This is a genomic window from Actinomadura sp. WMMB 499 (assembly GCF_008824145.1).
GTDB lineage: Bacteria > Actinomycetota > Actinomycetes > Streptosporangiales > Streptosporangiaceae > Spirillospora.
This window is the reverse complement of sequence record NZ_CP044407.1, coordinates 4,522,527-4,548,851: the sequence shown is the minus strand read 5'-3', so window position 1 is coordinate 4,548,851 and position 26,325 is coordinate 4,522,527. Positions and strand designations below refer to the sequence as shown.

The window sequence follows — 26,325 nt, the reverse complement described above, 5'->3', positions numbered from 1 at the left end:
TGCCGCGCCGCCGTCTTGGACGGCGGCGCGGCGGGGGACGGGTTCGGTCCGGTGGGCCCGGGTCACCCGGCGTCCGCCTCCTTCCGGTGGCGGGGGAGGAGCAGGGCGGGGACGAGCGCCAGCGCGATCAGGGCGACGGCGAGCAGGTAGGTGTGCTGGAACGTGCCGGCGAGGGGTTCGGCGAGGGCGGCGCGGGCGCTCGCGCCGAGCCCGTGGACGGCCTGCAGGGCGCCGCCGTCGCCCGCCGCGGGCACCACGCCGTCCATCCGCGTCGCCAGGACGACCGACGCGAGCGCCGTCCCGACCGCTCCGGACGTCGTGTTGATCAGGTTGACGGTGGTGGACGCGGCGGGCGCCTGCTCGTGCGACATGCCGCGCGTCGCCGCGGTGATCGCGGGCATCATCGTCGCGCCGCCGCCCGCGCCCATCAGCACCATTGTGGCGCACAGCGCCCAGTAGGGCGCGTCCGCGCTGAGCTGGGCGGCGAACAGCGCGAACCCGGTGAGGCCCAGCGCGACCGACACCGGGACGAGCCGTCCCGGCGGCACCCGGTCGGCGATCCGGCCCGCGATCTGCATCGCGCCGCCGGAGCCGAGCGCGAACGGGATGCCGAGCAGGCCCGCCGCCGTCGCCGACTCGCCCCGCACGACCTGCAGGTAGAGGGGGAGCAGCAGCATCGACCCGAAGTATCCCGTCGCGAACAGCGTCAGCGTCGCGGTCGCGGTGGCGAACGTCCGGTCGCGGAACGGGCGCAGGTCGATCAGCGGGTTCGCCGAGGTCAGCGCGCGGGCGACGAACCCGGCGACCAGCGCCGCGCCCGCCAGCAGCGGCACCAGGACGGCCGGTGTCGCGAACTCGCCGCGCTCGCCGCCGCTCGTCACCCCGTACATCAGCACGGCGAGGCCGGGGGAGAGCAGGAGCAGGCCGACGATGTCGAGCGGGCGCCGCTCCCCGGGGACGTCGCGGGGGAACAGCCGCGCGGCGAGCACCACCACCGCGACCGTGATGGGCGCGTTGATGAAGAACATCCACCGCCACGACACCTCGTCGATCAGCCAGCCGCCGAGGGCGGGCCCCGCGAGGGGGCCGACGAGGATCGCCAGGCCCATCGTGCTCATCGCGCGGCCGAGTTCGCCCTTGCTCGCGGCGCGCAGCAGGATCGTCATGCCGACGGGCATCACCAGGCCGCCGCTGAAGCCCTGCAGCACCCGGAACGCGATCAGCGACTCGATGTTCCAGGCGAGCCCGGCCAGGACGGACGAGGCGCCGAACGCGGCGATCGCGCCGAGGTACAGCCGCCGGGCGCCGAACCGGCCGACCGCCCACGCGGTCGTCGGCATGACGGCGCCGAGCGCGAGCGAGTACCCGGTGGCGACCCACTGGATGGTGGCGAGCGGGGCGGCGAACTCCTGCGACAGCCGGTTGATGGCCACGTTCACCACGGTCATGTCGAGGGAGATCATGATGGAGCCGAGGACGAGCACCAGCGCGATCGTCATCGGCCCGGGGGCCGTCCCGGTCGCGGGGACGGCCCTGGGGGCGGTCGTCGTGGTCATGTCAGGCCCCGTACGGCCGGACGGTGCGGGCGTCGCGCAGCGCGTGCCCCCACCAGGCGATCTGGTCGAGCAGCACCGTCGCGGCGGTGCCGGCCTCCTTCTCGGCGACCGGGCGGCCGTCGTCGCCGAACCAGTTCCACGGGTGGTGGAAGCTCACCATGTCGCGCATCGTCACGGCGTGCAGTTCGGCGAAGACGCCGCGCAGGTGCTCGACGGCCATCCGGCCGCCCGCGAGGCCCCCGTACGACACGAACCCGACGGGCTTGGCCCGCCACTCGTGGAAGTGGTGGTCGATCAGGTTCTTCAGGGTGCCGGGGTAGCTGTGGTTGTACTCGCAGGTCACGACGGTGTACGCGTCGGCCGCCGCGAGCGTGCCGGACGCGCGGGCGAAGGCGTCGGACGCCTGCGCGCCGAGCCGCGACGGCGGTTCGACGTCCGCGACGTCGACGACGTCGACGGCGATGTCGTCGCGCTGCCGGGCCTGTTCGGCGAACCACGCGCCGACGGTGGGTCCGAAGCGGCCCTCCCGGGTGCTGCCGATGATGATCGCGAGGCGGAGCGGCGTGTCGGTCATCTCTTCTCCTTGAGCGGGGTCTTCGTGATGTCCTCGAAGTTACGGAGACCCGCGTCCGGCGGGCATCCGTCAGATGACTGGCCGGTCGACCGGCCCGCACCCCACTCTGAGACCTCAATATTGGTTTAGGTCAAGGAGCCAGCCGGAACTCCGCCCACACCGCCGTGCCGTGCGGCCCCGCGTGCGACCCCCACCCCGCCGACAGCGCCTCGACGAGCTGCAGCCCGCGCCCGCCCTCCGACCACGCGTCCCCCCGCACGCACGGCTTGCCGTCCGAGCCGCCGTCGTCCAGCACCGTCACCCGCAGCCGCGAGCCGTCCCCGCTCACGACGACCGTCACCGTGCCGCCCGCACCGGACGCCGTGTGCTCGCAGGCGTTCGCGACCAGTTCGTCCACGCACAGCGCCACGTCCGCGAGCACGTCCGGCGCGGCGTCCGGCACCAGCCGCCGCACGAACTTGCGCGCCCGCGGCGCCGACCGCGCCACCCCGGCGAGGCTGACCGTCCCGAGCTCCCTCACGGCCTGCCGCCCCGCGTGTCCTGCGGCGTCTCACCTGTCGTCATCGCCCTGCTCCCTCCTGTGACCCCGGTCGCCAGCATGGACGGGCAGGTGGGGCCGCACAATCGGCTCCGGTGACAAGGAACGGCGCCGACATTTGGGCGCGCGCGATGAGGAAGCCGTGCTCAGCGGGGAAGCGGGCACCGGTCAGGCGCGGCCGGACGGCTCCACGGCGGCGAGCATGCGGCGCAGCAGGGCGCGCTCGGGGGCGGTCGCGGCGAGGGAGATCGCCTCGCGGTAGGCGGCGGCCGACTCCGCCGGACGGCCGAGGCGGCGCAGCAGGTCCGCGCGGGCGGCCGCGTACGGGTGGTAGCCGCGCAGCCGGGGCTCTGCGGCCAGGTCGTCCAGGAGCGCGAGGCCGGCCTCCGGGCCGTCCCGCATCGCCACCGCCACCGCGCGGTTCAGCGCCACGACCGGCGACGGCGTCAGCGCGAGCAGGACGTCGTAGAGCGCGACGATCTGCGGCCAGTCGGTGGACGCGACGTCCGCGGCCTCGCCGTGCAGCGCCGCGATCGCGGCCTGCACCCCGTACGGGCCGGGCGGCCCGCCGGTCAGGGCCTCCTCCGCCAGCCCGCGGCCCTCCTCGATCGCCGCGCGGTCCCAGCGCGCGCGGTCCTGCTCCTCGAGCAGGAGCAGCCCGCCGTCCGGGGCCGTGCGGGCGTCGAAGCGCGCGTGGGTGAGCAGCATCAGCGCGAGCAGCCCCGCCACCTCGCGCTCGTCCGGCAGCAGGCGCCGCAGGATGCGCGCGAGGCGCACCGCCTCGTCCGCGAGGTCGCGCCGCGCGGCGGCGTACCCCTCGGTGAAGATCGAGTAGAGCACCTGCAGGACGCCCGGCAGGCGCTCCGGCAGCTCGCCCGGGTCCGGCACCCGGAACGGGATCCGGGCCTCCCGGATCCGGTGCTTCGCCCGGACGATCCGCTTCGCCATCGTCGCCGCCGGGACGAGGAACGCCCGCGCGACCTCGGGCGTCGTCAGGCCCGCGAGGCAGCGCAGGGTGAGCGCCGTGCGGTCCTCGGCGGCCAGCGCCGGGTGCGCGCACGTGAAGAACAGCAGCAGCCGCTCGTCCGGCAGCCCGCCGTCCGGGTCCGGCGCCGGGACGGGCGCGGCCCGCTCCATCTCCACGTGCAGGAGAGCGAGCCGCGCCGCCTGCGCCCGGTCCCGGCGCAGCCGGTCGACGGCCTTGCGGCGCGCCGTCGTCATCAGCCACCCGCCGGGGCTCGGCGGGACGCCCCGCTCCGGCCAGTGCACCAGCGCCGCCTCGATCGCGTCCGCCGCCACGTCCTCGGCCAGGTCGAGATCGCCGAACCGCCGGACGAGCGCGGCCAGCAGCCGGCCGCGCTCCTCCCGGAAGATCGCCTCGACCGAGGCCCGGGCGTCCGGTCCGGTCATGGTCAGTATTCGTCGGTGACGGGACGGACGACGACGGAGCCGTCGCGCGCGCCGGGGCAGCGCGCCGCCCAGTCGAGCGCCGCGTCCAGGTCGGGCACGTCGATGACGTAGTACCCGCCGAGGACCTCGCGGGCCTCGGCGAACGGGCCGTCGGTGGTGATCACCCGGTCGCCGCCGGAGGTGACCCGGACCTTCGTCGCCGTGGTCAGGTCGGCGAGCGCGTGCGAGGCGACGACGATGCCCGCGTCCTGCACCTGCTTGTCGAACTCCTGCCAGTCCTCGAAGTTGCACACGGCCTGCGCCATGGCTTCCTCCGCGTTGTCCGCGGGGGCCGTGTTCATCAGCAGCATGTACTTCATGGTGTTCGCTCCCGTGTTCGTGTTGCCGTACGTCCTATCCACGAACGGGACCCCGCCGTATGGACACCCTCCCCAAGAAATTCTGGGACCTAATCCTTCTTCGCCTTGCCGTTGCTGCGCTTCTGCTGGGGCTTGGCAGCCTTCTCCTTCGCCCGTTCGGCCCGGGTGGTCGCGTTCTTGCTCGGGACCTTCCGGGGACGGGCCGTCCGGCCCGGCGACGCCGGGACCGCCTGCCGGGGCGCGCCCGAGGTCGCGGACGGACGCGCGGTCGGCCGGGCGCCCGTCGTCCGTCCGGGGGCGCCCGTCGAACGGGCCGGGGCGGACGTGCGCGCGTCCGTGGGCGGCACGGTGGACGGCACGGCGGGCGGGACGACCGGGTTGTCGTGCCGTCCCGGCGCGACCGGCTCGGGACGGGCGGGCGGCGCGGACGGCGACGGGGACGGTGCGGGGCGCTCCTCCCGGCCGGGCAGGTTGCCGGTCGCCGCCGCGACCGCGGCGCCGCCGAACAGCGCGCCGGTCAGGACCACCGCCAGGGCCTTGACCGTGAGGAAGCGGGCGAGGAACCCCCGCCGGGAGTGCCCGGCGGGGACGGGACGGGCGCGGGCGGCGGCGAACGCGGCGGCGGCCGCGTCCTCGCCGGCCGGATCGGCCGGACGGGCGGGCGCCGCGGCGGCGGCGTCGAGCAGGGCGTGCAGATCGGCGTGCGCACCGTCCGGGGCGGAGCCGGACAGGAGGAGGTCGGCGGCCCTGCGGTTCGGCCGCCCGGACCTGCGGTCGTCGTTCATCCCACCCCTTCAGCGCCGGAGCCGCCGGTTCTGTCACCCTGCAGCAGCGGACGGACGCCCGGCCGCGGGGCGGCGTGGCCGTCGGCGGCGAGCCGGTCGGCGAGGCGGCGCAGCCCGCGGTGGGCCGCCGTGCGCACCGCGCCGGGGCGCTTGCCGACCACCTTGCCCGCCCTCTTGGCGTCCAGCCCCACCACCACCCGCAGCAGGACCGCCTCGGCCTGGTCGGGAGGCAGTTCGGCGATCAGCCGCAGCGCGTCGCGGGTGGCGATGCCGTCCAGGGCGTCGGCCTCGGTGTCGCCGCCGGACGCCAGCGCGGTGAACACCTCGTCGGGCAGCCCGGCGGCGGGCCGCCGGGCGGTGCGGCGCAGCTGGTCCAGCGCCCGGTGCCGGGTGATCGTCGCGGTCCAGCCGCGGAACCCGTCCAGGTCGCCGCGGAAACCGGGCAGGTCGCGCGCGATCTGCAGCCACGCCTCCGACGTCACGTCCTCGGCGTCGGCGCCGACGAGCGCGGCGGCGAACCGGATCAGCCGGGGTTGCGTGTCGCGGTAGAGCAGCCGGAAGGACGCCTCGTCGCCGTCCTGGGCGGCGCGCAGGGCTCGGCTCAGCTCGGCGTCCCGTTCGTGGGGCACCGCCCGCGACTTCCTTGCCACCCGCAGTATTGTGCAGGCATTCCGGCCGTGCCGCCGGGCCTTCGGCGATCCTCCGGGGCCGTTCGGGGCCGTTCGGGGCCGTTCGGGGCCGTTCGGGCCCGGACGGGACGGTCGCCGCCGGGCCGATCGCGAAGTCGTCCGGATCGCCGGGAACAATCGCGGGGGTCCCGTCGGTTCTACAAGACAGCCGATGTGCCTGGTGTCCCCGGGCCTCACCTATAGCCTTCACGGAATACCGTTCGGCTGGAGCCGTGTTGTGCCTTTCGCCGAGAGGCGACCCGCACATCGGCGCTCGATCAGGGCCCCGCCGGGCCGCAGCGCCCGGCGGGGCCCTGATCTTTCCCGCACATGGGACAATCCGGGCATGAGTCTCGCGGCGCACCTGGAGGAACTCGGCCTGCCCCTGGTCGAGGAGCAGCTTCGGCACCCGACCGTGGCGGGCATCGCCCGCGGCGACCTCGACGAGGCGGTGTTCCGCTCCTGGCTCGAGCAGGACTACCTCTACCTGCTCGACTACACGCGCGTGTTCGCCCGCCTCGCCTGGCAGGCCCCGGACGCGCACCTGGGCGACCTCGTCGACCTCGCGCACTCCACCCTGCACGACGAGCTGGAGCTGCACCGGTCGCTGTCGGCGGAGTTCGGCGCGGACCTCGAGGGGGCGAAGAAGGGCCCGGCGTGCGCCGCCTACAGCGGGTTCCTGCTGGAGAGCGCCGCCTCCTACGCCGACGGCCTCGCCGCCCTCTACCCGTGCATGTGGGGATATTCGACCCTCGGCCTGCGCCTCGCCGAGAACCCGCCCGCCGAGCCCCGCTACCGCCGCTGGGTCGACACCTACGCCGACCCCGACTTCGCCGCCCTCACCCGCCGCTGCGCCCAGATGATCGACGAGTCGGGCGCCGACCCGGAGCGCGCCGAACGCTTCTTCCTCGAGGGCATGCGCCACGAGCTGGCCTTCTGGGACGTCCCCGCCTGACGCCCCGCCTGACGCCCCGCCTGACGCCCCGTCCGGCGCGCGCCTGATCACTCCGCGCGGAACGCCTCCAGCATCCGCGCGAGCGCGGCCCACGCGTCGTCCAGGTCGCGGTCCGGGCGCGCGGAACCGGCGAGCCACAGCGCCGCCTCGTTCATCGCCCCCGACAGCAGGCGCGCGAGGGGCTCGACCGGGCGCGGCGCGATCGTCCCCCGCTCGACGAGGCCGGTCAGCGCGTCCGTGAGGTGCCGCGCCGACGCGGCCTCGTCCATCGCGCGCCACTCGCTCCACCCGAGCACCGCCGGTCCGTCGACGAGCATGACGCGCTGGACGTCCGGGGCGGTGCTCGCGGTCAGGAACGCCCGGCACCCGGCGAGGAGCTGTGCCCACGCATCGTCCTCGGCGTCGGCCGTCGCGGCGACCCGCGCCGCCACCTCGCCCTGCACCTCCGCCAGGACCGCGCGGAACAGGTCGCCCTTCCCGTCGAAGTGGTGGTAGAGCGCGCCCTTGGTCACTCCGGCGGCCGCCACGATCTCCGCGAGGCCGACCGCGCCGTAGCCGCGTTCGGCGAAGAGCCGCCGGCCCTCCCGCAGCAGCGTCCGCCGGGTCTGCTCGCGCCGCCTGCTCCGCGCGCCGCCGTCCATCGCGCCCCCTTGTTGACATACCGATGGTACGTGAATAGCGTACCGTCACATACCATCGGTATGTCAAAGGAGTCCGCCATGCGCCTGACCAGCTTCTATCCGGTGATCTGCACCTCCCGGCTGCGGGAATCCCGGGACTTCTACACCGGTCTGCTCGGGTTCGAGCCGACCTTCGAGGCCGACTGGTACGTCAGCCTCCGGCGCCTCGGCCCGCCCGCATACGAGCTGGCGCTCCTCGACCACGGGCACCCGACGCTCCCCGCGGCGTACCGCGCGCCCGTCCGGGGGCTGCTGCTCAACTTCGAGGTCGAGGACGTCGACGCCGAATGGGACCGGATCGTCGTCCGCGGCGGCCGGCCGCCCGAACTCCCCCTGCGCGACGAGGACTTCGGGCAGCGGCACTTCATCGTGGCCGACCCGGACGGCGTGCTGATCGACGTCATCACGCCCATCGAACCGTCCGGCGCGTTCGCCGATCAGTACGTCGGGACCAGCGCCGGGTAGTCGGTGTAGCCCTCGGCGCCGCCCCCGTAGATCAGCGCGGGGTCGTGCGCCGCGAGCGGGGCATCCGCGGCGAACCGCGCCGGCAGGTCGGGGTTGGAGATGAACAGGCGGCCGAACGAGAAGACGTCCGCGAGGCCGGCCGCCACGGCCTCCTCCCCGGCCCGCCGCGTGGTCGGCTCGGGCCCGTTGAAGTTGCCGATCAGGGTGCCCGACCAGCGCGGCCGCAGGTCGGCGAGCGCCCCGTACGCGCCGCGCTCGATCACGTGCAGGTACGCGAGCCCGCGCGGTTCGAGCGCGTCCACGAGCGTCCGGTAGGTGCCCTGCGGGTCCTCCTCGGCGATCTCGTTCTCCGGGTTGCCGGGCGAGATCCGCAGGCCCACGCGTTCCGGCCCGATCGCGTCGGCGACGGCCTCGACGGCGTCGAGCGCGAACCGCAGCCGTCCCGTCCGGGAGCCGCCGAAGCGGTCGGTGCGCCGGTTCGTGTTCTCGGCGAGGAACTGCTGGATCAGGTACCCGTTCGCCCCGTGCACCTCGACGCCGTCGAACCCGGCCCGGATCGCCGCCCGCGCCTCGTTCGCGAAGTCGGCGACCGTCGTCTCGGCCTCGGCGGTGGTCAGCGGCGCGGCGGTGACGTGCGGGACGAGCCCGTCCCGCGTGAAGATCGGCTCCGACCCGATCCGGACGGCCGACGGTGCGACGGGCGCCGCACCGTCCGGCAGGGTCAGCGGGTGCGTCATCCGCCGACGTGCCAGAGCTGCGCGAAGATCCGCCCGCGCCGCCGCGTGGACGGCGCCGGTCACCGTCCGCCACCCGGCGACCTGCGCGTCCGTCACCAGGCCGGGGATGCCCGGCCCGCCCTTGCCGAGCAGGTTCGGCCAGATCCCCTCGGACACGATCAGCCCGGCCCCGGCCCGCTGCGCGTAGTACTCGGCGGTGAGCGGGTGCGGGACGCCCGTCGCGTCGTCCGCGCGCCCGCGCGTCATGGGCGCCATCGCGACGCGGTTGGGGAGGGTCAGGTGCGGGCCGGTGTGGGGCCGCAGGAGGTCGCTCATCGTCTTCTCGCCTTTCCGGGGTTCGGGGCTCGCGGTTCGGGGTTCGCGGGTGTTCAGCGGGCGACGGCCGTGGCCTCGACCTCGATGCGCCAGTCCGGCTGCGCGAGCGAGGAGACCTCGAGGAGCGTGTCGGCCGGGTAGGGCTCGCTGAGGAACTCCCCGCGGAGCTTGATGACGTCGTCGAGGTCGGCGGCCATGTCCCGGACGAAGATGCCGATCTTGACGACGTCGGTGAGGTCGGCGCCGGCCTCGTTCAGCACGCGCCGCACGTTGCGGAACGCCTGCCGCCCCTGCTCGAGGAAGCCGCCCGGGACCGTCCGGCCGTGCTCGTCGATGCCGGCCTGCCCGGACACGTGGATGAAGCCGCCCGCCCGGATCGCCTGCGAGATCTTGTAGGGCTCGTACCAGTCGGGGGTCGTGGCGATGCGCTCGATCATGACTCTCTCCTTAAATGCATGTACCTACATTTTGTGTATGTGCATGCATCTTGGCGGCGGAGGTAGGCTGCTGTCAAGACGGGCGACGGGAGCGGCGGGAATGACGGCGACGGCGGGCACGGCGGGAACGGCGGAAACGCGGACGGACGGCCTGCGCTGGGACGGCGTCGTGACCCTGCACGGACGCGTCGAGAACCGGCTCGCCAAGGCGCTCCAGCGGCACCACGGCATCGGGCTCTCGGAGTACCGGACGCTGTGCCGGCTCGTCCACGCCGACGACGGCGAGCTGCGCATGCAGGAACTCGCCGACCTCATCGGCCTCAACCAGAGCTCGGTCAGCCGGCTCGTCACCCGGCTGGAGAACGCGGGCCTGACCAGGCGCGACCACTGCCCGGCCGACCGGCGCGGCGTCTACACGCAGGTCACCGACGAGGGCCGGGCCCTGCAGGAGAAGGCGGCCCCGACCTACCACGCGGAACTGACCGGGGCGCTCGACGAGGCCGCCGCCGACCCCGCGCTCGCCCCGCTCGTCCAGCGGCTGCGCGGCCTGTGAACGCCCGTGCGCGCGGCCCCCGGAACGGGAGCCGCGCACACCGGGCGGCGGATCCGGCGGATCAGCGCGCCGCCGGCACCTTCGGGCTCTCCGGCGCCGCGCCCGCCGCGCCCGCGCCGTCGGTCCCGTCCGTCCCGGCGCCGTCGGCGAGCGCCCGGAACCGGCGCAGCCGCAGGCTGTTGCTCACCACGAACACCGACGAGAACGCCATCGCCCCGCCCGCGATCATCGGGCTGAGCAGGCCCGCCGCGGCCAGCGGCAGGGCCGCCACGTTGTAGGCGAACGCCCAGAACAGGTTGCCCTTGATCGTGCTCAGCGTCCGCCGCGACAGCCGGATCGCGTCCGCCGCCGCCCGCAGGTCGCCGCGCACCAGCGTCAGGTCGGACGCCTCGATCGCCACGTCCGTCCCGGTGCCCATCGCGAGCCCCAGGTCGGCCTGCGCGAGCGCCGCCGCGTCGTTCACGCCGTCCCCGACCATCGCGACCGTCCGGCCCTCGTCCTGCAGCCGCCTGACGACGTCGACCTTGTCCTTCGGCAGGACGTCCGCGATGACCTCGGCGATCCCGACCGCGTCCGCGACCGTCCGCGCGACCGCCTCGTTGTCGCCGGTCAGCAGCACCGGCCGCAGCCCCAGCCCGGTGAGCCGCCGGACCGCCTCCGCCGACGTCGGCTTCACCTCGTCCGCGACCGTCAGCACCGCGCGCGCCGCACCGTCCCAGCCGACCGCGACCGCCGTGTGCCCGAGGGCCCGCGCGTCCGCCATCGCCCGCTCCAGCTCGGGCGTCAGGTGCTGCGACCACTCCGCCAGCAGCCGCGGTCGCCCGACGAGCACGGCGTGCCCGTCCACCATGCCCTGGACGCCCAGTCCCTCGACGTTCGCGAAGTCCTCGACCGTCCCGAGCCCGCCGGCCCGCTCCCGCGCGCCCTTCGCGATCGCCTGCGCGATCGGGTGCTCCGAGGCCTCCTCCAGCGCCCCCGCCAGCCGGAGCGCCTCGGCCTCCGCGACGCCGTCCGCCGTGACGACGTCCACGAGCGCCATCTTCCCGGTCGTGACGGTGCCGGTCTTGTCGAGGACGACCGTGTCGATCGTCCGCGTCGACTCCAGCACCTCCGGGCCCTTGATCAGGATCCCGAGCTGGGCGCCGCGCCCCGTCCCGACCATCAGCGCGGTCGGGGTGGCCAGGCCCAGCGCGCACGGGCAGGCGATGATCAGCACCGCGACCGCCGCGGTGAACGCGCCCGCCGCGCCGGTGCCCGTCCCGAGCCAGAAGCCCAGCGTCGCGACCGCCAGCGCGATCACGATCGGGACGAAGATCCCCGAGATCCGGTCGGCGAGCCGCTGCACCCGCGCCTTGCCGGTCTGCGCCTCCTCCACCAGCCGCGCCATCTGCGCGAGCTGCGTGTCCGACCCGACCCGCGTGGCCCGCACCAGCAGCCGTCCGCCCGCGTTCACCGTCGCGCCCGCGACCGTGTCGCCCGGCGCGACCTCCACCGGGACCGACTCCCCGGTCAGCAGCGACGCGTCCACGGCCGACGAGCCCTCCTCGACCGTCCCGTCCGTGGCGATCTTCTCGCCCGGACGGACGGCGAACCGGTCCCCGACCCGCAGCTCGTCGATCGCGATCCGCTCCTCGCGGCCGTCCCGGACGACCGACACCTCCTTCGCGCCGAGCTCCAGCAGCGCCCGCAGTGCCGCACCCGCCCGCCGCTTGGACCGCGCCTCGAAGTAGCGGCCCGCGAGGATGAACGCGATGACGCCCGCGGCGGCCTCCAGGTAGATGTTCATCGAGCCGTCGGAGCGGGCCATCGAGAACTCGAACCCGTGCTTGATGCCCGGTTCCCCGGCCGTCCCGAAGAACAGCGCCCACAGCGACCAGCCGAACGCGGCGAGCGTCCCCATCGAGACGAGCGTGTCCATCGTCGCCGCGCCGTGCCGCAGGTTCGTCCACGCCGCCCGGTGGAACGGCCACCCCGCGTAGACGACGACGGGCGCGGCGAGCGTCAGCGACAGCCACTGCCAGTAGTCGAACTGCAGCGCCGGGACCATCGCCATCGCGATCACCGGCACCGCGAGCACCACCGAGGTGACCAGCCGCTGCCGCAGCGGCGCGAGCTCGTCGGCGGGGCCCGCCGCCTCCACCGCCTCTCCGCCCGCCTTCGGCGGGGGCGGCAGCTCGGCCGTGTACCCGGTCTTCTCGACCGTGGCGATCAGGTCGTCCGGGGAGACCTCCCCGGTGAACTCGACCCTGGCCTTCTCGGTGGCGTAGTTGACGGTGGCCGTCACCCCGTCCATCCGGTTGAGCTTCTTCTCGATGCGGGCGGCGCACGAGGCGCACGTCATCCCGCCGATCGCCAGCTCGACCCGTCCGGATTCCGCGCCGGTCGTCATCGCCCCTCCTTCGCTCGTGTCCCGTGCCGTCTAGTGGGCGTGGCCGTGGCCGTCGTCGTGGCCGCCGCCGCTTTCGCGTGGCCTGGGCTCGACGGGCCCGCCCGTCCCGGCGGGAGCCGCCGCGTCCCCGGCGTGCACGGTGAACTCGGCCGTCCGGACCTCGCCGCCGTGCTTGAAGTCGAGGTACAGGCGGTACGCGCCCGCGCTCGGGGCCTGCGCGAAGAACGTGATCTCCGGCCCCGGCGCGGTCTTCCCGTCGCCCGGCGCGCCGTCCGGGTGGACGTGCAGGTAGGCCAGGTCGCCCGCCCGGAGCGCCACCAGGTGCCCGTACGCCTCCAGGTACGGCTGCAGGTCGGTGACCGGCTCGCCGTCCCTGCGCACGCTCAGCGTCAGCTCGCTGCTCTCGCCCGGCACGAGCCGGCCCGCGAGCCGCACCTCGTAGCCGTCCACCCTCGCCACCCGCTCCGGCTCGGGCAGCGGGACGGGCGCCAGCTCCCCGGGGGCGGTGATGTCGGTGCCCAGCGTGTACTGGCGCTCGGCCCCGGCCGGCTTGAAGTCGGTGAAGAACCGGTAGACGCCCGCTTCCGGCAGGGTCAGCGGGACGGTCCAGACACCGCCCGCGAAGGTCGGGTGCAGGTGCTGGAAGCCGGACAGGTCCCGGCGCGCGATGATCAGATGCAGCCGCTCGCCGTGCAGCGGCTCGAACCCGGTGACGGGACGGCCGTCCGGACCGTTGATCGTGAAGGAGAAGTCCGTCCGCTCGCCGGCCTCGACGGTCGTCCGGCGCGGCGCCAGCGTGTAGCCGTCCTCGGAGACCTGCAGCCCGCCCGGGAGTCCCGACCCGGCGGCGGCGTGGCCGCCGTGCCCGCCCTCCTCCGCATGCCCGTGGCTTCCCGTCTCGGTGGCGGTGCCCACGGGGCCGGTGACGTTACCGGCCCCGAGGGCGCCGCCGAAGACGGCGGCCAGGCCCAGGGCGTAGGCCCCCAGCTTGGTCGCGGTGTTCATGGTGATCCACTCCGTCCGCTATGCCTTCAGCTCGTATCCGGCCTCGTCCACGGCGGCCCGGATGAGCTCGACGTCGACGGGGCCCTCGCTCGTCACGGTGACCGTCCCGGCCTTCAGGTCGACGTCCACGTTCGTGACGCCCGCGACCTGCTCGACCTCCTCGGTCACCGCGCTGACGCAGTGCCCGCAGGTCATCCCGGTGACGCTGTACGTGCTGGTGCTCACGGATCCTCCTCATATTTACCCCAGGGGGGTATCGAACGCTCGTCATGCTGCCATAACCGGACACCCCTGGCAACCCGTACCCCCTAGGGGTTATTCCAAGCCCGCCGTCACGCGCTTCGCCGTGCAAGGCGACACTCTGCGCGCGCGCCAAAAACAGGGGAAGTTATCCACAGCCTGTGCGCCGAAGTAACTAGTCAATCCACCGCGCTATGTCGGTGTTTGTGGACGTATCACCGCTGTAACCCACCCGACCGCCAAGTTGTACACAGGGTTATCCACAGCCATCCACAGGGGTGTGGACGACCGTGCCCATCGCCGATACTGGTTCCATGCCCGAGTTGCCAGAGGTCGAGGCGCTGACCGCCTTCCTGCGCGAGCGCGCGGTCGGCCGCGTCGTCGCCCGCGTCGATGTTCTCGCCATCTCCGCGCTGAAGACCTACGACCCGCCGGTGACCGCCCTCGGCGGCCTCACCGTCACCGGCGCCGCCCGGCGCGGCAAGTTCATCGACCTCGACGTCGACGGCGTCCACCTCGTGATCCACCTCGCCCGCGCCGGATGGCTCCGCTGGCACGACGAGGTCCCGACCAGACCCGCGAGACCCGGCGGCAAGAACCCGCTCGCCCTCCGCCTGCACCTCGACGACGGCTCCGGCTTCGACCTCACCGAGGCCGGCACCAAGAAGGGCCTCGCCGTCTACGTCGTCCGCGACCCCGCCGACGTCCCCGGCGTCGCCGCCCTCGGCCCCGACCCGCTGGACGAGGCGTTCACCCCGCGGGCCCTGCACGAGATCGTCGCGGGCAAGCGCACGCAGATCAAGGGCCTGCTCCGCGACCAGAAGGTCATCGCGGGCATCGGCAACGCCTACTCCGACGAGGTCCTGCACGTCGCCCGGATGTCCCCGTTCAAGATCGCCGCCACGCTCGACGACACCGACGTCGCCACTCTGCACGACGCGATCGTCACCACCCTGCGGGACGCGGTCGAACGCTCGCGCGGCCTCCAGGCGCAGGACCTCAAGGGCGAGAAGAAGACCGGCCTGCGCGTCCACGGCCGCACCGGCGAGAAATGCCCCGTCTGCGGCGACACCGTCCGCGAGGTCTCCTTCGCCGACTCGTCCCTGCAGTACTGCCCCACCTGCCAGACCGGAGGCAAGCCCCTGGCCGACCGCCGCATGTCCCGCCTGCTCAAATGAGGGGGCTGCGCCTCTCCAGCAGCACCACGTCGCGCCACCGCCCGTGGTGGCGGCCGATCCGCTCGCGGACGCCGATGGTGCGGAACCCCGCCTTGCGGTGAAGCGCGAGGCTGGCCGCGTTCTCCGGGAAGATCCCGGCCTGGACGGTCCAGATACCCGCCGCCTCCGTCGACACCAGCAGCGCCCGCAGCAGAGCGAGGCCGACGCCCCGGCCCCGTGCGTCCGGATGCACGTACAGGGAATGCTCGACGACCCCGCCGTACACGCACCGCCCGGACACCGCCCCGACCGCCGCCCACCCCAGCACCGTCCCGCCGTCCAGTGCGACCAGCCGGTGCCCGGCGAGCTTGGCCGCGTCGAACTCGTCCCAGGTGGGCGCGGCCGTCTCGAACGTCGCTTCGCCTTCGTCGATCCCGGCCTGGTAGATCGCCAGCACCTGGTCCGCGTGCTCGGCATCCATCCGCGCGATCCGCACACCGCCCGCCACACCGAGCTCGTCGAGCAGCGTGCGCACCCGCCGCTCGATCTCGTCCCGGATCGGCCGGACGGCCGCGACGCCCTGCCCGGCGGGGTCCGGCAGGGTCCAGTCGAGGTAGCGCTTGCCGGGGAACACCGGGCACGCGTCGCCGCAGCCCATCGTGACGCACACGTCCGAGGCCCGCACCGCGTCGGCCGTCAGCACCTTCGGCGTCTCGGCGGACACGTCGATCCCGACCTCGGCCATCGCCGCCACCACGGCCGGGTTCACCTCGTCCGCCGGTGCGGACCCGGCCGACCGGACCTCGACGGCGCCCCCGGACAACCGCGCCACGAACGCCGCGGCCATCTGCGACCGTCCCGCGTTGTGCACGCACACGAACAGCACGCTGGGCTTATCCGACATGAACCGGAACCTTTCCCTCGAAGCGACGCCGCCAGGTGAGCGAAACGTAGACGAAACCGACCAGGATGGGCACCTCGATGAGCGGCCCGACCACACCGGCCGGCGCCTCACCGGAGGTGACGCCGAACGTGGCGACGGCGACGGCGATGGCGAAGTTGTTGCCCGCCGCCGTGAACGCCGGCGTCGCGATCCGCTCGTAGCCGAGGCTGATCGCCCTGCCGAGCGCGAACGTCCCGAACCACACGATTCCGAAGTACGCGAGCAGCGGCAGGGCGATGCGCGCGACGTCCCACGGCCGCGCCGTGATCGTTTCCCCCTGCAAGGCGAACAGCAGCACGGCCGCCAGGATCCACACCGCCAGGTCTCGGTCGGTGAACGACAACCGGGGGCCGGAGTCCACGGCCGTCAAGAGCGGGCCCCCGTGGACTGCGGCAGCGGCTCCCCGCCGGGCCGGGTCAGGATGTTCGCCAGCCGGTCGGTCGCCTCCGGGACGAGCCGGTAGTACACCCAGGTGCCCCGCCGCTCCCCGTCGATGAGTCCGGCCTCGCGCAGCAGCTTCAGGTGGTGGGAGATCGTCGGCTGCGACAGGTCGAACGCCGGCGTCAGAGCGGTGACGAGTGATCCGGGCGGGCGTTCCGCAGTGCGGACCGGGCCATTGCCGGTGACCTGGATCACCACGCAGAGTGGCGCGAAGCGCAACATATGCGTCACATCGGTGGCGTCCTCCCGGTTGCGCGGACGGTTTCGTGTCGACTCTGGTGAGGCAAGCGTGGATAGTAATTCGGACCCGGTGCCGCGGTTCTTCGTGGGGACGGACGTCGGCGGGACCTTCACCGACCTCGTCGTTCTCCGGGACGGGCGGCCTCCGCGGTTGTTCAAGTCGCCGACGACGCCGGACGACCGGTCGGAGGGCGTGGTCAACGCCCTGAGGCTCGCCGCCGAGTCCTACGGCATGGATCTGCCCGGGTTCTGCGCTGCGATCGGGTACTTCGCGCACGGTACGACGGCGGCCACGAACGCGCTGATCGAGCGCAAAGGCGCGCCGACCGCGCTGCTCACGACGCGGGGCTTCAGCGACACGATGCTGATCCAGCGGTCGATGACCTCGTGGGTGGGCATGGGCGCGGCGACCGGGCACTACAGCCGGCGGCGGAACCCGGAGCAGATCGTGCCGCGGTCGCGGATCGCCGAGATCACCGAACGGATCGACGCGGCCGGTGCGGAGATCGTCGCCCTGGACGAGGCCGAGGCGCGGGCCACGCTGCGGCGGCTGCGGGCCGAAGGGGTACGGGCGCTGGCGGTGTCGTTCCTGTGGTCGTTCGTCAACGGCGCGCACGAGGAACGGGTCGCACGGATCATCGAGGAGGAGTGGCCCGAGGCCTACAGCACTCTCTCCCACGAGGTCGCGCCGGTGATCGGGGAGTACGAGCGGTCGGCCACCACCGTCGTCAACAGCTACCTGGGCCCGGTGATCCGGGACTACATCGCGGGGCTGGAGGGGCGGCTGCGCTCCACCGGCTTCACCGGCGACTTCTCGATCATGGATTCCGGCGGCGGGGTGATGCGGGCCGAGGACGCCGCGCGCCGCGCGTCCTCGATGCTCACCTCGGGTCCCGCCGGCGGCGTGCTGGCCTCGACCGCGCTCGCCGCCCGGCTCGGGCATCCCAACGTCATCACCTCCGACATGGGCGGCACCAGCTTCGATGTCGGCCTGATCATCGATGGCGAGCCGCTGGTCGAGCGGATCAGCGAGGTCGGCGACCTGCATCTGGCGCTGCCGCGGATCAAGGTGACGGCGATCGGCGCGGGCGGCGGTTCGCTGGCGGCCGTGGACGAGTCGGGCGTGCTGGTGGTCGGACCGGAGAGCGCCGGCTCGGTGCCGGGACCGGCCTGCTACGGGCGCGGCGGGGACCGGCCGACCGTGACCGACGCCGACGTGGTGCTGGGCATCATCGACCCGGAGCGCTTCCTGGGCGGCCGGATGCCGCTGGAACGTTCCCTCGCCGAGAAGGCCATCCGGACGCACATCGCCGAACCGCTCGGTCTCGGCGTCGAGGAAGCCGCCGCGGGCATCCGCAGAGTCGCCGACAACCAGATGGCGGACCTGCTGCGCAAGGTCACGGTCGGGCAGGGCCACGACCCCCGCGACTTCGTCGTCTACGCCTACGGGGGCGCCGGGCCGACGCACGCCTACGCCTACACCGAGGCGGCCGGGATCGCGACGCTCGTCGTCCCGCCGACCTCGACGGTGCACTCGGCGTACGGGACGGTGACCTCGGACCGCTACCGCGCGGTGCAGACGACCGAGGTCCACCGCACCCCACCGGGAGCGGACGATCCCGCCGCGCATCTGGACGCCGGGCGGATCACCGAGTCCTTCGACGCGCTCGCCGAACGCTGCCTGGCCGACCTGGACGGGGACCGCCGCGCCCGGCTCTCGCGCGTCGCGTACCTGAAGTTCCGCCGCCAGTCCCACGAGCTCCCGCTGCCGGTACCGGACGGCCCGGTGACCACCGGAGTGCTGCGGGAGCTGATCGGGGAGTTCCGGGCCGCCTACGAGCGGATCTACGGCGCCGGGACGGCGCTGCTGGGCGCGGGAGTCGAGATCCACACCCTGCGGGTCGAGGGCCGGGTGAAGGTCAGCGACGTCCGGGAGGGGCCGTATCCGGGGTCGGCCGATCCCGACGCCTCCCTCATCGGTGAACGGGAGGTGCACTTCCCCGAGACCGGCCGGATCGCCACCCGCGTGTACCGGGGTGAGGGACTGGGCGCGGGTGCGGCGCTGCGCGGCCCGGCGATCCTGGAGTTCGCCGGCACCACGGTGGTCATCGGCCCCTCCCAGACGCTCCACGTAGACCAGCGCAACAACCTCGTCATCGACTGCAAGGGGGAGGCGTGACCACCACCGCCACCGCGGAGACCGGCACCATCGACCCGATCACCTTCGAAGTGATCCGGCACCGGCTGCTGGCGATCACCGACGAGCAGGGCGCGACCCTGGCCGCCATCTCCGGCTCCACCCACGTGGTCGAGGCCAGCGACTACAACGTCGGGCTCTACCTTCCGGACGGCTCGGTCGCCGCGATGGGCCGCACGATCCTGTCCCACGCCTCGTCCATGGCCGCCATCACCCGGTCGGTCATCGAGGACTGCACCGAGGATCCCGGCATCGCCCCCGGCGACATGTTCATCGTCAACGACCCCTGGAAGGGAACCGTCCACGCCCAGGACGTCGGCCTCATCGCCCCCATCTTCTTCGAGGGCGAGCTGCTCGCCTGGACCGGCGCCATGTGCCACATGGTCGACGTCGGCGGTATGACCCCCGGCAGCTTCTGCATCGACGCGACCGACTCCTACCAGGAGGGCCTGCAGATGCCGCCGACCAAGCTGGTCGACGGTGGGCGGGTCCGAACCGACGTGTGGAACCTGATCCTCGCGCACACCCGGATGGCACCGACCGTCAACCTGGACCTCCGGGCGCTCATCGGCGCGAACAACACCGCGGTCCGCGCGATGACCGCACTGGCCGGGAAGTACGGAGCCGGCACCGTCCGGACGGTCATGGAGAACCTGATCGGCCTGTCGGAGAAGCGGTTGCGCAACCGGCTGGCCAAGCTGCCCGACGCACGCCTGCACTCGCGGGCGTTCCTCGACAACGACGGCGGCCTGGCGCAGTCGCGAGAGAACGCGACGTACGAGATCGACCTGGTGCTGACCAAGCGCGGCGACGTGCTGCGCTTCGACTTCTCCGGCTCGTCCCCGCAGGCCAAGGGCTACATCAACTGCGCCCACTCCGGCATGATGGCCGGGATCGCGGCGGCGCTGCTGCCCACGCTCGCCTTCGACGCCCCGTGGAACGAGGGGCTGTTCAAGCCGGTCGAGGTGGAGTGCCCCGAGGGGCTGATCTGCAACGCCTCCCGACCGGCGGCCGTCAGCGGCGGAGCGCTGGAGGCGGGCTGGCTGGTCGAGATGACGGCCACGGAGTGCCTGTCGAAGCTGGCGGCCTGCTCCGACGAGCTGCTGCGCGAGGCGCAGGCCGGCCCGGCCGGCGGACCCGACAAGTTCGTGCTCACCGGCGCCGGGGAGAACGGGGCCCGGCAGACCTACGTGATCATGGACTGCCTGGCGACCGGCGGCGCCGCCTACGCCCACCGCGACGGTGCCTGGACGCAGGGCCAGCACAACATCGAGAGACAGCGCATCTCCAACGTCGAGGCCGTCGAGATGGACTCGCCGCTGATGTACCTGTGGCGCGGCCTGGTCGCCGATTCCGGCGGCGCCGGCCGGTACCGCGGCGGCATGAGCATGGGTGCGGTCTACACCGTGCACGGCGGGCGGGACGTCACCGCGCTCAACTCCGCGCACGGCTGGGAGGTGCCCAACTCCACCGGCATCTTCGGCGGATACCCGGGCGCGCAGAACACCCGGACCGTCATTCACGGCAGCGACGTCAAGGCGCGCCTGGCCGCCGGCGAGATCCCCCGGCCGGAGGAGCTGGCGGGGGAACGCCCGGTGATGCGCGGCCGGCAGGGCCTCTACGCCCTGGGCGACGACGACGTGCTGGCCACCGTCCCGCAGGCGGGCGGCGGGTGGGGCGACCCGCTGGACCGGCCCGCCGAGCACGTCCAGGCCGATCTGGACTTCGGTGCGATCACCCCGGACGCGGCCGTCCGCCTCTACGGCGTGGCGCTGACCGCGGACGGCCGGGTCGATGCCGAGGCCACCGCGCAGGTGCGTGCTCGCCTGCGCACCGGGCGCCGTGCCCTGCCCGCCGAACGGCCGCTGCCCGAGGCCCCCGAAGGTCCGCGCACCCGGATCCACCCGATGGGCGACGGTATGGAGGTCGTCCAGGTGGGGGCCCGGCGCTGGGTCGCCTGCGGCTGCGGCCGCGTGCTCGCCCCGGCGGGCGAGCCGTGGCGCCCGTACGCGGCCGTGGAGGTCGGCTACGACGTGCACGAACTCGGCCATGCCACCCGCCTGGACGCGGGACTGGAATTGCGCCGCTACGCGTGCCCCGCCTGCGGACGGCTCCAGGCGACCGACGTCGTCCGCAAGGGCGACGCCCATCTCGACGACATCCGGCTGCTCGCAGCAGGGGAGGAGTGATGGGACGCCTCGCCCTGGCGGCCGCGACCTCCCACGTTGGCGCGATCGTCAAGAACTCCGACGCCGACCCCGAACTCTCCGGGGTCCTGCACGACGCCTGGCAGCGGCTCGACGCCGAGATCGAGGGTGCCCGCCTGGACGCCGTCGTGCTGGTCGCCACCGACCACTACGAGACGTTCGGGCTGGAGAACTACCCGGCCTTCTGCCTGGGGCTCGCCGACGAACACCACGGATGGGCGGAGTTCGGCAACCCCGGCGGTACCGTGCCCGGCCGTCCGGACGTGGCGGCGGCGCTGCTCGACGGGTTGACCGCGCGCGGGTTCGACCTCGCACGCTCCCACACCATGGCGCTGGACCACAGCTTCATGGTGCCGCTGGCCAAGCTGCCGTCGGCCGCGGCGGCCGGTGTCGTCCCGCTGTTCGTCAACTGCAACACCCCGCCGCTGCCGTCGCTGCGCCGCTGCCTGGACCTGGGCGCCGCGCTGCGCGAGACGGTACGGGCACTCCCGGGGGGCCTCCGGATCGGCGTTCTCGGCACCGGCGGCCTGTCGCACTGGGTGGGGCTGCCGCGCTTCGGCGAGATCAACGAGGAGTTCGACACCCGGCTGCTCGGGCTCCTCGAAGAAGGCCGTGCGGCCGACGTCCTCGACTGGGACGACGACCGGATCCTCGACGAGGCCGGGAACGGAGCCCTAGAGATCCGCACCTGGCTGATCGCGGCGGGCGCGGCCGGCGGACCCGCACGCGTCCACGCCTACCGCCCCATGCCCGCCTGGACGGTCGGCATCGGCATCAGCGCCTTCGAGGTGACCCCGTGAGCATCGTGGGCCTCAACCGCCTCGCACGGAACCTGGAGCACGAACCCGGTCTGCTCGAAGCCTTCCGAGCCGATCCCGCTCCGGTCCTGGCGGACTATCCGCTCACCGGCGAAGAACGGCGCGCAGTCGCCGCGAAGGACGCCGCGTGGCTGCTCGCGCACGGGATGAACCCGGTGGCGCTGCGCAATCTGATGGTCGTCCTCGGCGTGGCGCACCAGGACATGTACGCATCAGCGGACGGGGCCTGACATGGCAGCCATCGGTGGTGTCGGCGGCGGTGTCGGCGACGAGCGGGCGGGCCCCGCGGACGCGGGCGTCCAGGAGCGCGGGGCGGCTCCGGTGCTGGAACTGCGGGACGTGCGCAAGACGTTCGGCGGCGCCCAAGCCCTCGCCGGCGTCGATTTCACCCTGCGGACGGGCGAGGTGCACGCGATCGTCGGCATGAACGGGGCCGGCAAGTCGACGCTGGTCGAGCTCATCTGCGGCGCGTTCGCCCCGGACGCCGGGGAGATCGCCATCGGCGGGCGGCGGCAGTCCGCCCTCACGCCGCGCCGCGCCCACGCGGCCGGTGTGAGCATGGTCCACCAGAAGCGGACCCTGGTGAACGACCTGACCGTCGCGGAGAACATTCTCCTCGGGCGGCTGCCGTCCCGCCGCGGGCGCATCCAGTGGAAGCGGGCGAACCGGGAGGCGGCCCGCGCCCTGGAGGGGCTCGGCATCGATCTGTCGCCCGGAACGGTGGCCGGACGCCTCGGCCCCGCCGAGCAGACCCTCGTGGAGATCGCCCGGGAGGTGCATCTCGGCGGCCGGGTGCTGATCCTCGACGAGCCGACGGCGTCCCTGGGCGGTCGGGACGCCGAGACGATCCGCCGCCTGGTGCGCACCCTGCGCGATCGGGGCACGTCGATCATCTACATCTCCCACCACCTCGACGAGGTCCTGGACCTCGCCGACCGCGTCACCGTCATGCGGGACGGTCAGGTGGCCGCCGCCGTTCGCGCCGCGGACATGGACCTGCCCGCGCTGATCGGCGCCATGGTCGGGGACCGGCTCGTGCATGAGCGTCCGGCCGGGGGCCGGGCGCCGGGTGCGCCGGTGCTGCGGCTGGCAGGACTGGTCGGCGGGCGGCTGCGTGAGTTCGACCTGACCGTAGGGGCGGGTGAAGTGGTGGCCGTCCTCGGCCCGGCGGGCGACGGCCAGTCCGAGCTGTTCCGCCTGCTCGCCGGGCTCCGCCGGGCCGAGGCCGGGCGGGTCACGGTGAACGGCACCGAGATCGCACCCGGCGACGTGGGCGCGTCCCTGGCGGCCGGGCTGCGCTGCGTCACCGGCGATCGGCTGTCGTACGGGCTCGTGCCGGGGCTCGGCGTCGACGAGAACCTCGCCATGGTCCGCCGCGGGCGGCTGCGACCCTGGCTGGTTCGCTGGCGGGAGCTGCACGCCGAGGGCCGGAAGGCGCGGGAGCGCTACGGCGTCACGACCCTGCACGCCGACCCGCCCGTGGCCTCCCTGTCGGGGGGCAACCAGCAGAAGGTGCTGCTGGCGGCCTGGCTCGACGGCGATCCGGTGGCCTGCCTGCTCGAGGAGCCGACCGGCGGCGTGGACGTCGCGGCCAAGGCCGACATCCACCACATCGTCGACGGGCTCGCCGATCGGGGCACCGCCGTCCTGCTCGGCTCCTCCGACGTCGACGAGGTGCTGCGGCTCGCGGACCGCGTCGTCGTCGTCCGTTCCGGGCGGATCGTCGCCGAATCGCCCATCGACCGGGTCACCCGCGACGACCTCGTCACGCTGACCGCTGGAGGAGACCAGACATGACCGCACTCACCGCGCTGCGGGGCCGGGGCCGCCCCGCTCTGCCGCCGGGCGTCTCCCGGCACGCCGGCCTCCTCACGGTCCTGCTGGTCGTCGGCGCCTACACCGGGATCAACAGCGAGGTCTTCCTGACCGGGCCGAACCTCCTCAACGTCTCCCAGCAGATCGCGGTGGTGGCGGTCCTCGCGGCGGGGCTGACCCTGCTCATGACGGCGGGCGGGATCGACTTCTCGCTCGGCGCGATCGCGGCCGTCACCCACGGCGTGGTCGCCCAGCTCATCGTCGGCGGCCTCAACGAGTGGGCGGCCGCCGCGCTGGCCCTCGGGCTCGGCGCCGCCGTCGGCCTGGTCAACGGGATCGTGGTGACGCGCCTGAAGGTCGTCCCGTTCGTGGCCACGCTGGCCACCTCCACCGTCCTCGACGGCGCCGCCCTGCTGATCATCGACGGCAAGAGCGTCTCCATCGGCGAGCACCTGGCCCCGCTGGGGTTCGGCGAGGTGGCCGGCGTCGTCCCCGCCATGGTGGTCATCGCCGTCGTCGTCTGCGTGATCGCCGCCCTGGTGCTGCGCTGGACGGCGTTCGGCCGCAACGCCTTCGCCATCGGCGGGAACGAGGACGCCGCCCGGCTGGCCGGGATTCCCGTCGTCCGGACCAAGTTGCTGCTCTACACCCTCGGCGGCATGCTCGCCGGGCTCGGCGGCGTCATGCTCGTCGCCCGGCTGGGTGCGGCCAGCCCGGGCACCGGCGGCCTGCACCTGGAACTGACCGTGGTCGCCGCGGTCGTCATCGGCGGCACCGCCCTGCACGGCGGCAGCGGAACCCTCGTCGGCACCGCCCTGGGCGTCGTGCTCCTCGGCGTGGTCGCCAACTCCATCAACCTGCTCCAGATCAACTCCCACTACCAGAACGTGGCGCTCGGTGCGGTCCTGCTCGTCGCGGCCATTACCAACCACCTGCGCAGGCGCTCTCCCTGACCTGGCGCGTCCGGCCCCCCGCCGACCACCCCACCACCCCGCACGATTCGGGAGGATCGACATGCACGCCACCCCTGGCCGGATCCCCGGCCGACCCCGCAGGCTGGCCACGACTCTCGCGCTGGCCGTCGGCCTCGCCGCCACCGGCTGCTCCGTCGACGACGGCGGCGAGGCCGCCGCGACCGTCCCCGCCGGCGAGGAGCTGACGATCGGCTTCGTCAACGGCAACTCCATCGAATTCCACACCTGCCTCCAGCGGTCCATGCAGGCGCGCGCCGACCGTGCCGGGGTCGAGCTGCTGACGGCCAACTCGGCGATGGACCCGGCCAAGGAGCTGTCCAACATCGACGACATGATCGTCAAGCGGGTGGACGCGATCGTCGTGCAGACGGTCAACATCGACTCGCTCGAAGGCGGCATCAACCGTGCCAACCGGGCGAAGATCCCGATCTTCCTCACCTCGGTGGCCTCGGTCGACCAGAGCAAGATCCTCGGCGCGGTCGTCACCGATGTGGAGAAGGTCGGCCGGGAACTCGGCGCCTGGCTGGTCGAGGACAGCGGTGGCGAGGCCGTCGAGGTCGGCATCGTCGGCGGTGCCCCCGGAGCGGCCGCCGACCTGATGAACGACGCCTTCAAGCAGAGTCTCGGCGACTCCGTCGAGGTCGTCTTCGACCAGCCCGCGCTCTGGCAGCGCGCCAAGGCCCAGGACGTCGCCGAGAACCTGCTCCAGGCGCAGCCCGGGGTCTCCTACATCTTCGTGCACAACGAGGACATGGCCTTCGGAGTGCTGGCCGCGCTCAAGGCGGCCGGACGCGACGACATCAAGATCCTCACCAACGGGGGCAGCGCGGCGGGCATCGAGGCGATCAGCGCCGGCGACATCGCGGTCACCGTCAGCAACACGCCCAAGAGCATCGGGGAGATGGCCATCGACAACGTCGTCGGCCTGCTCCGCGCCACACCCGGGACAAAGAAGATCGTCAACGTTCCAGAAACCCTGGTGACCAGGGAAAATGCGAATGAGGCACCGCCCTACTGCTCGTGAGGTTCGCATGCCCGACTCTCCTCGCCCCCGTCCCGCGGACGGTCCGCCCCAGGACGGGCCGCGCCGCCGCGGAGTCCGATCCGTCGATCGGGCGCTGGACGTCCTCAGCGCGTTCAGCGCGGCGCACCCCCGCCTCCAGCTCTCCGAGCTGGCCGACGTCGCCGGACTGCCGAAGACCAGCACCCACCGCCTCGCGGTGACGCTGGTCGAACGGGGTTTCCTCCGCCAGGAGGGAGACGGCGCCTACGTGCTGGGCAACCGGCTGCTCGAACTGGGCAGCCTGGTCTCGGCCACCACCGCGCTCGCCCACCTGACCCAGGGCGTTGCCGAGGAGCTCATCCGCTCCACCGGCGAGACCGTGCTCGTCGCCGAGATCGACTGGCGGGACCGGTCCCTGCTGATCACCGCCAAGCGCGAGGCGCCGCACTCACCGGAGTCGCTGTCCCCGCTCGGCCGGCGTTCGGCGCTGGGGAACGGCTGCATCAGCCGGGCCATCCTCAGCGGCCTGCCGGAGCGGGAGAGCGAGGAGATCGTCGCCACGCTGCGGCTGGCGCAGCGCACCCCCGCCAGCATCACCGAGCCCGCCGCGTTCCGCCGCGAGCTCGGCGCCTCCCGCCGGCTCGGCTACGCCGTCGAGATCGGCGAGTTCATCGCCGGCATCGCCGGCGTGGCCGTGCCGGTCATGGTCGCCGGCCGGCCCGCCGGCGCGGTCGCCGTCTGCGGCCGCACCGAGCGCATGTCCCGGCGCCGGCTCGAGGCGCTCGGCACCCACATCAAATACCTGCTCGGACGTGCCGCGGCCACCGGGCCGCCGGCCCCGCCCCGGGCGGGCTGACACCTCCT

General features: G+C 73.6%; 27 protein-coding genes and 2 pseudogenes. 12 read left to right on the top strand and 17 right to left on the bottom strand.

Features of this window, described 5'->3' with window-relative positions:
* Nucleotides 1-62: 62 nt before the first annotated feature.
* The 7 genes from F7P10_RS19960 to F7P10_RS19930 form a co-directional block, all read right to left on the bottom strand.
* Nucleotides 63-1,556: a DHA2 family efflux MFS transporter permease subunit gene (locus F7P10_RS19960; RefSeq protein WP_151010950.1), complete on the bottom strand. Its 1,494-nt coding sequence runs from the start codon at nt 1,554-1,556 to the stop codon at nt 63-65.
* 1 nt (nt 1,557) lies between these two features.
* Nucleotides 1,558-2,130: an NADPH-dependent FMN reductase gene (locus F7P10_RS19955; protein WP_151010948.1), complete on the bottom strand. Its 573-nt coding sequence runs from the start codon at nt 2,128-2,130 to the stop codon at nt 1,558-1,560.
* 130 nt (nt 2,131-2,260) lie between these two features.
* Nucleotides 2,261-2,650 (bottom strand): ATP-binding protein, encoded by a 390-nt coding sequence (locus tag F7P10_RS19950; RefSeq protein ID WP_151010946.1) that lies wholly within the window; start codon nt 2,648-2,650, stop codon nt 2,261-2,263.
* Between the two features lie 186 nt (nt 2,651-2,836).
* Nucleotides 2,837-4,078, bottom strand: a complete 1,242-nt coding sequence (locus F7P10_RS19945) for an RNA polymerase sigma factor (protein WP_151010944.1) — start codon at nt 4,076-4,078, stop codon at nt 2,837-2,839.
* Nucleotides 4,079-4,080: 2 nt separating this feature from the next.
* Complete coding sequence (locus F7P10_RS19940) at nt 4,081-4,437, bottom strand: YciI family protein (protein ID WP_151010942.1); 357 nt, start codon at nt 4,435-4,437, stop codon at nt 4,081-4,083.
* Nucleotides 4,438-4,526: 89 nt separating this feature from the next.
* The gene (locus F7P10_RS19935; RefSeq protein ID WP_151010940.1) at nt 4,527-5,222 is read right to left on the bottom strand and encodes a hypothetical protein; all 696 of its coding nucleotides are present in this window, start codon (nt 5,220-5,222) and stop codon (nt 4,527-4,529) included.
* The gene (locus F7P10_RS19930; RefSeq protein WP_254716708.1) at nt 5,219-5,872 is read right to left on the bottom strand and encodes an RNA polymerase sigma factor; all 654 of its coding nucleotides are present in this window, start codon (nt 5,870-5,872) and stop codon (nt 5,219-5,221) included. The genes F7P10_RS19935 and F7P10_RS19930 overlap by 4 nt, the downstream gene beginning before the upstream one ends.
* A 364-nt stretch (nt 5,873-6,236) precedes the next feature.
* Between F7P10_RS19930 and F7P10_RS19925 the strand changes: the two genes are divergently transcribed.
* Nucleotides 6,237-6,845 carry a TenA family protein gene (locus tag F7P10_RS19925; RefSeq protein ID WP_151010938.1) on the top strand — a complete coding sequence of 203 codons (609 nt, stop codon included), beginning with the start codon at nt 6,237-6,239 and terminating at the stop codon, nt 6,843-6,845.
* A gap of 47 nt (nt 6,846-6,892) precedes the next feature.
* On the opposite strand, the gene F7P10_RS19920 is transcribed toward F7P10_RS19925, so the two are convergent.
* Nucleotides 6,893-7,486, bottom strand: coding sequence for a TetR/AcrR family transcriptional regulator (locus F7P10_RS19920; RefSeq protein WP_151010936.1), 594 nt, complete (start codon nt 7,484-7,486; stop codon nt 6,893-6,895).
* Between the two features lie 78 nt (nt 7,487-7,564).
* On the opposite strand from F7P10_RS19920, the gene F7P10_RS19915 reads away from it, so the two are divergent.
* The gene (locus tag F7P10_RS19915) at nt 7,565-7,990 is read left to right on the top strand and encodes a VOC family protein (protein ID WP_151010934.1); all 426 of its coding nucleotides are present in this window, start codon (nt 7,565-7,567) and stop codon (nt 7,988-7,990) included.
* Here the strand turns inward: F7P10_RS19915 and F7P10_RS19910 are convergent.
* Both F7P10_RS19910 and F7P10_RS19905 read right to left on the bottom strand, forming a co-directional pair.
* A complete protein-coding gene (locus F7P10_RS19910) occupies nt 7,963-9,042 on the bottom strand; it encodes an alkene reductase (protein WP_151010932.1) in 1,080 nt (359 codons plus the stop codon). The two genes, F7P10_RS19915 and F7P10_RS19910, sit on opposite strands and share 28 nt — an antisense overlap.
* Nucleotides 9,043-9,095: 53 nt before the next feature.
* Nucleotides 9,096-9,479, bottom strand: coding sequence for a RidA family protein (locus F7P10_RS19905; protein WP_151010930.1), 384 nt, complete (start codon nt 9,477-9,479; stop codon nt 9,096-9,098).
* A gap of 100 nt (nt 9,480-9,579) precedes the next feature.
* Here F7P10_RS19905 and F7P10_RS19900 point away from each other — a divergent pair, with 100 nt between their 5' ends.
* A complete protein-coding gene (locus F7P10_RS19900) occupies nt 9,580-10,032 on the top strand; it encodes a MarR family winged helix-turn-helix transcriptional regulator (RefSeq protein ID WP_151010928.1) in 453 nt (150 codons plus the stop codon).
* 61 nt (nt 10,033-10,093) lie between these two features.
* Here the strand turns inward: F7P10_RS19900 and F7P10_RS19895 are convergent, their stop codons facing one another.
* From F7P10_RS19895 to F7P10_RS19885, 3 genes are read right to left on the bottom strand one after another with little or no spacing between them, the layout of a single operon-like run.
* Nucleotides 10,094-12,421 carry a cation-translocating P-type ATPase gene (locus tag F7P10_RS19895; RefSeq protein WP_151010926.1) on the bottom strand — a complete coding sequence of 776 codons (2,328 nt, stop codon included), beginning with the start codon at nt 12,419-12,421 and terminating at the stop codon, nt 10,094-10,096.
* 30 nt (nt 12,422-12,451) lie between these two features.
* Nucleotides 12,452-13,426: a hypothetical protein gene (locus F7P10_RS19890; protein WP_151010924.1), complete on the bottom strand. Its 975-nt coding sequence runs from the start codon at nt 13,424-13,426 to the stop codon at nt 12,452-12,454.
* Nucleotides 13,427-13,444: 18 nt separating this feature from the next.
* Nucleotides 13,445-13,651: a heavy-metal-associated domain-containing protein gene (locus tag F7P10_RS19885; RefSeq protein WP_176611573.1), complete on the bottom strand. Its 207-nt coding sequence runs from the start codon at nt 13,649-13,651 to the stop codon at nt 13,445-13,447.
* A gap of 329 nt (nt 13,652-13,980) precedes the next feature.
* On the opposite strand from F7P10_RS19885, the gene F7P10_RS19880 reads away from it, so the two are divergent.
* On the top strand, nt 13,981-14,844 hold the full coding sequence (locus F7P10_RS19880; protein WP_151010922.1) for an Fpg/Nei family DNA glycosylase: 864 nt from the start codon (nt 13,981-13,983) through the stop codon (nt 14,842-14,844).
* Here F7P10_RS19880 and F7P10_RS42500 read toward each other — a convergent pair.
* The 4 genes and pseudogenes from F7P10_RS42500 to F7P10_RS19865 all read right to left on the bottom strand — a co-directional run bounded on the left by F7P10_RS42500 (nt 14,837) and on the right by F7P10_RS19865 (nt 16,438).
* The gene (locus F7P10_RS42500; RefSeq protein ID WP_176611901.1) at nt 14,837-15,304 is read right to left on the bottom strand and encodes a GNAT family N-acetyltransferase; all 468 of its coding nucleotides are present in this window, start codon (nt 15,302-15,304) and stop codon (nt 14,837-14,839) included. The genes F7P10_RS19880 and F7P10_RS42500 overlap by 8 nt on opposite strands.
* 30 nt (nt 15,305-15,334) lie before the next feature.
* Nucleotides 15,335-15,727: pseudogene (locus tag F7P10_RS42495) on the bottom strand (arsenate reductase ArsC); the annotation flags it as partial.
* Nucleotides 15,717-16,064 (bottom strand): annotated as a pseudogene (locus tag F7P10_RS19870) (arsenic resistance protein); the annotation flags it as partial. The pseudogenes F7P10_RS19870 and F7P10_RS42495, both read right to left, overlap by 11 nt.
* A 68-nt stretch (nt 16,065-16,132) precedes the next feature.
* Nucleotides 16,133-16,438: a helix-turn-helix transcriptional regulator gene (locus F7P10_RS19865; RefSeq protein ID WP_254716707.1), complete on the bottom strand. Its 306-nt coding sequence runs from the start codon at nt 16,436-16,438 to the stop codon at nt 16,133-16,135.
* Nucleotides 16,439-16,496: 58 nt separating this feature from the next.
* Here F7P10_RS19865 and F7P10_RS19860 point away from each other — a divergent pair, with 58 nt between their 5' ends.
* The 8 genes from F7P10_RS19860 (at nt 16,497) to F7P10_RS19825 (ending at nt 26,317) form a co-directional block, all read left to right on the top strand.
* Entirely contained in the window at nt 16,497-18,626 is a 2,130-nt protein-coding gene (locus F7P10_RS19860) for a hydantoinase/oxoprolinase family protein (protein WP_218040585.1), read from the top strand.
* Complete coding sequence (locus tag F7P10_RS19855) at nt 18,623-20,833, top strand: hydantoinase B/oxoprolinase family protein (RefSeq protein ID WP_176611572.1); 2,211 nt, start codon at nt 18,623-18,625, stop codon at nt 20,831-20,833. Before F7P10_RS19860 ends, F7P10_RS19855 begins: the two co-directional genes overlap by 4 nt.
* Nucleotides 20,833-21,651, top strand: coding sequence for a 2,3-dihydroxyphenylpropionate 1,2-dioxygenase (locus F7P10_RS19850; protein WP_151010914.1), 819 nt, complete (start codon nt 20,833-20,835; stop codon nt 21,649-21,651). The genes F7P10_RS19855 and F7P10_RS19850 overlap by 1 nt, the downstream gene beginning before the upstream one ends.
* Nucleotides 21,648-21,899 (top strand): hypothetical protein, encoded by a 252-nt coding sequence (locus F7P10_RS19845; RefSeq protein WP_176611571.1) that lies wholly within the window; start codon nt 21,648-21,650, stop codon nt 21,897-21,899. The genes F7P10_RS19850 and F7P10_RS19845 overlap by 4 nt, the downstream gene beginning before the upstream one ends.
* Nucleotide 21,900: 1 nt before the next feature.
* Entirely contained in the window at nt 21,901-23,466 is a 1,566-nt protein-coding gene (locus tag F7P10_RS19840) for a sugar ABC transporter ATP-binding protein (RefSeq protein ID WP_151010912.1), read from the top strand.
* Nucleotides 23,463-24,437 carry an ABC transporter permease gene (locus F7P10_RS19835; protein WP_151010910.1) on the top strand — a complete coding sequence of 325 codons (975 nt, stop codon included), beginning with the start codon at nt 23,463-23,465 and terminating at the stop codon, nt 24,435-24,437. The genes F7P10_RS19840 and F7P10_RS19835 overlap by 4 nt, the downstream gene beginning before the upstream one ends.
* 61 nt (nt 24,438-24,498) lie before the next feature.
* Entirely contained in the window at nt 24,499-25,482 is a 984-nt protein-coding gene (locus tag F7P10_RS19830; protein ID WP_151010908.1) for a sugar ABC transporter substrate-binding protein, read from the top strand.
* A gap of 7 nt (nt 25,483-25,489) precedes the next feature.
* The gene (locus F7P10_RS19825; protein ID WP_151010906.1) at nt 25,490-26,317 is read left to right on the top strand and encodes an IclR family transcriptional regulator; all 828 of its coding nucleotides are present in this window, start codon (nt 25,490-25,492) and stop codon (nt 26,315-26,317) included.
* Nucleotides 26,318-26,325 lie beyond the last annotated feature (8 nt).

Bases quoted from the DNA above. Each gene is read 5' to 3' on its own strand.
- F7P10_RS19850 (WP_151010914.1), top strand. From the start codon at position 20,833: ATGGGACGCCTCGCCCTGGCGGCCGCGACCTCCCACGTTGGCGCGATC.
- F7P10_RS19835 (WP_151010910.1), top strand. From the start codon at position 23,463: ATGACCGCACTCACCGCGCTGCGGGGCCGGGGCCGCCCCGCTCTGCCG.
- F7P10_RS19840 (WP_151010912.1), top strand. From the start codon at position 21,901: ATGGCAGCCATCGGTGGTGTCGGCGGCGGTGTCGGCGACGAGCGGGCG.
- F7P10_RS19925 (WP_151010938.1), top strand. From the start codon at position 6,237: ATGAGTCTCGCGGCGCACCTGGAGGAACTCGGCCTGCCCCTGGTCGAG.
- F7P10_RS19895 (WP_151010926.1), bottom strand. From the start codon at position 12,421: ATGACGACCGGCGCGGAATCCGGACGGGTCGAGCTGGCGATCGGCGGG.
- F7P10_RS19905 (WP_151010930.1), bottom strand. From the start codon at position 9,479: ATGATCGAGCGCATCGCCACGACCCCCGACTGGTACGAGCCCTACAAG.
- F7P10_RS19830 (WP_151010908.1), top strand. From the start codon at position 24,499: ATGCACGCCACCCCTGGCCGGATCCCCGGCCGACCCCGCAGGCTGGCC.
- F7P10_RS19940 (WP_151010942.1), bottom strand. From the start codon at position 4,437: ATGAAGTACATGCTGCTGATGAACACGGCCCCCGCGGACAACGCGGAG.
- F7P10_RS19900 (WP_151010928.1), top strand. From the start codon at position 9,580: ATGACGGCGACGGCGGGCACGGCGGGAACGGCGGAAACGCGGACGGAC.
- F7P10_RS19910 (WP_151010932.1), bottom strand. From the start codon at position 9,042: ATGAGCGACCTCCTGCGGCCCCACACCGGCCCGCACCTGACCCTCCCC.
- F7P10_RS19960 (WP_151010950.1), bottom strand. From the start codon at position 1,556: ATGACCACGACGACCGCCCCCAGGGCCGTCCCCGCGACCGGGACGGCC.
- F7P10_RS19955 (WP_151010948.1), bottom strand. From the start codon at position 2,130: ATGACCGACACGCCGCTCCGCCTCGCGATCATCATCGGCAGCACCCGG.
- F7P10_RS42500 (WP_176611901.1), bottom strand. From the start codon at position 15,304: ATGGATGCCGAGCACGCGGACCAGGTGCTGGCGATCTACCAGGCCGGG.
- F7P10_RS19880 (WP_151010922.1), top strand. From the start codon at position 13,981: ATGCCCGAGTTGCCAGAGGTCGAGGCGCTGACCGCCTTCCTGCGCGAG.
- F7P10_RS19890 (WP_151010924.1), bottom strand. From the start codon at position 13,426: ATGAACACCGCGACCAAGCTGGGGGCCTACGCCCTGGGCCTGGCCGCC.
- F7P10_RS19825 (WP_151010906.1), top strand. From the start codon at position 25,490: ATGCCCGACTCTCCTCGCCCCCGTCCCGCGGACGGTCCGCCCCAGGAC.
- F7P10_RS19915 (WP_151010934.1), top strand. From the start codon at position 7,565: ATGCGCCTGACCAGCTTCTATCCGGTGATCTGCACCTCCCGGCTGCGG.
- F7P10_RS19945 (WP_151010944.1), bottom strand. From the start codon at position 4,078: ATGACCGGACCGGACGCCCGGGCCTCGGTCGAGGCGATCTTCCGGGAG.
- F7P10_RS19920 (WP_151010936.1), bottom strand. From the start codon at position 7,486: ATGGACGGCGGCGCGCGGAGCAGGCGGCGCGAGCAGACCCGGCGGACG.
- F7P10_RS19935 (WP_151010940.1), bottom strand. From the start codon at position 5,222: ATGAACGACGACCGCAGGTCCGGGCGGCCGAACCGCAGGGCCGCCGAC.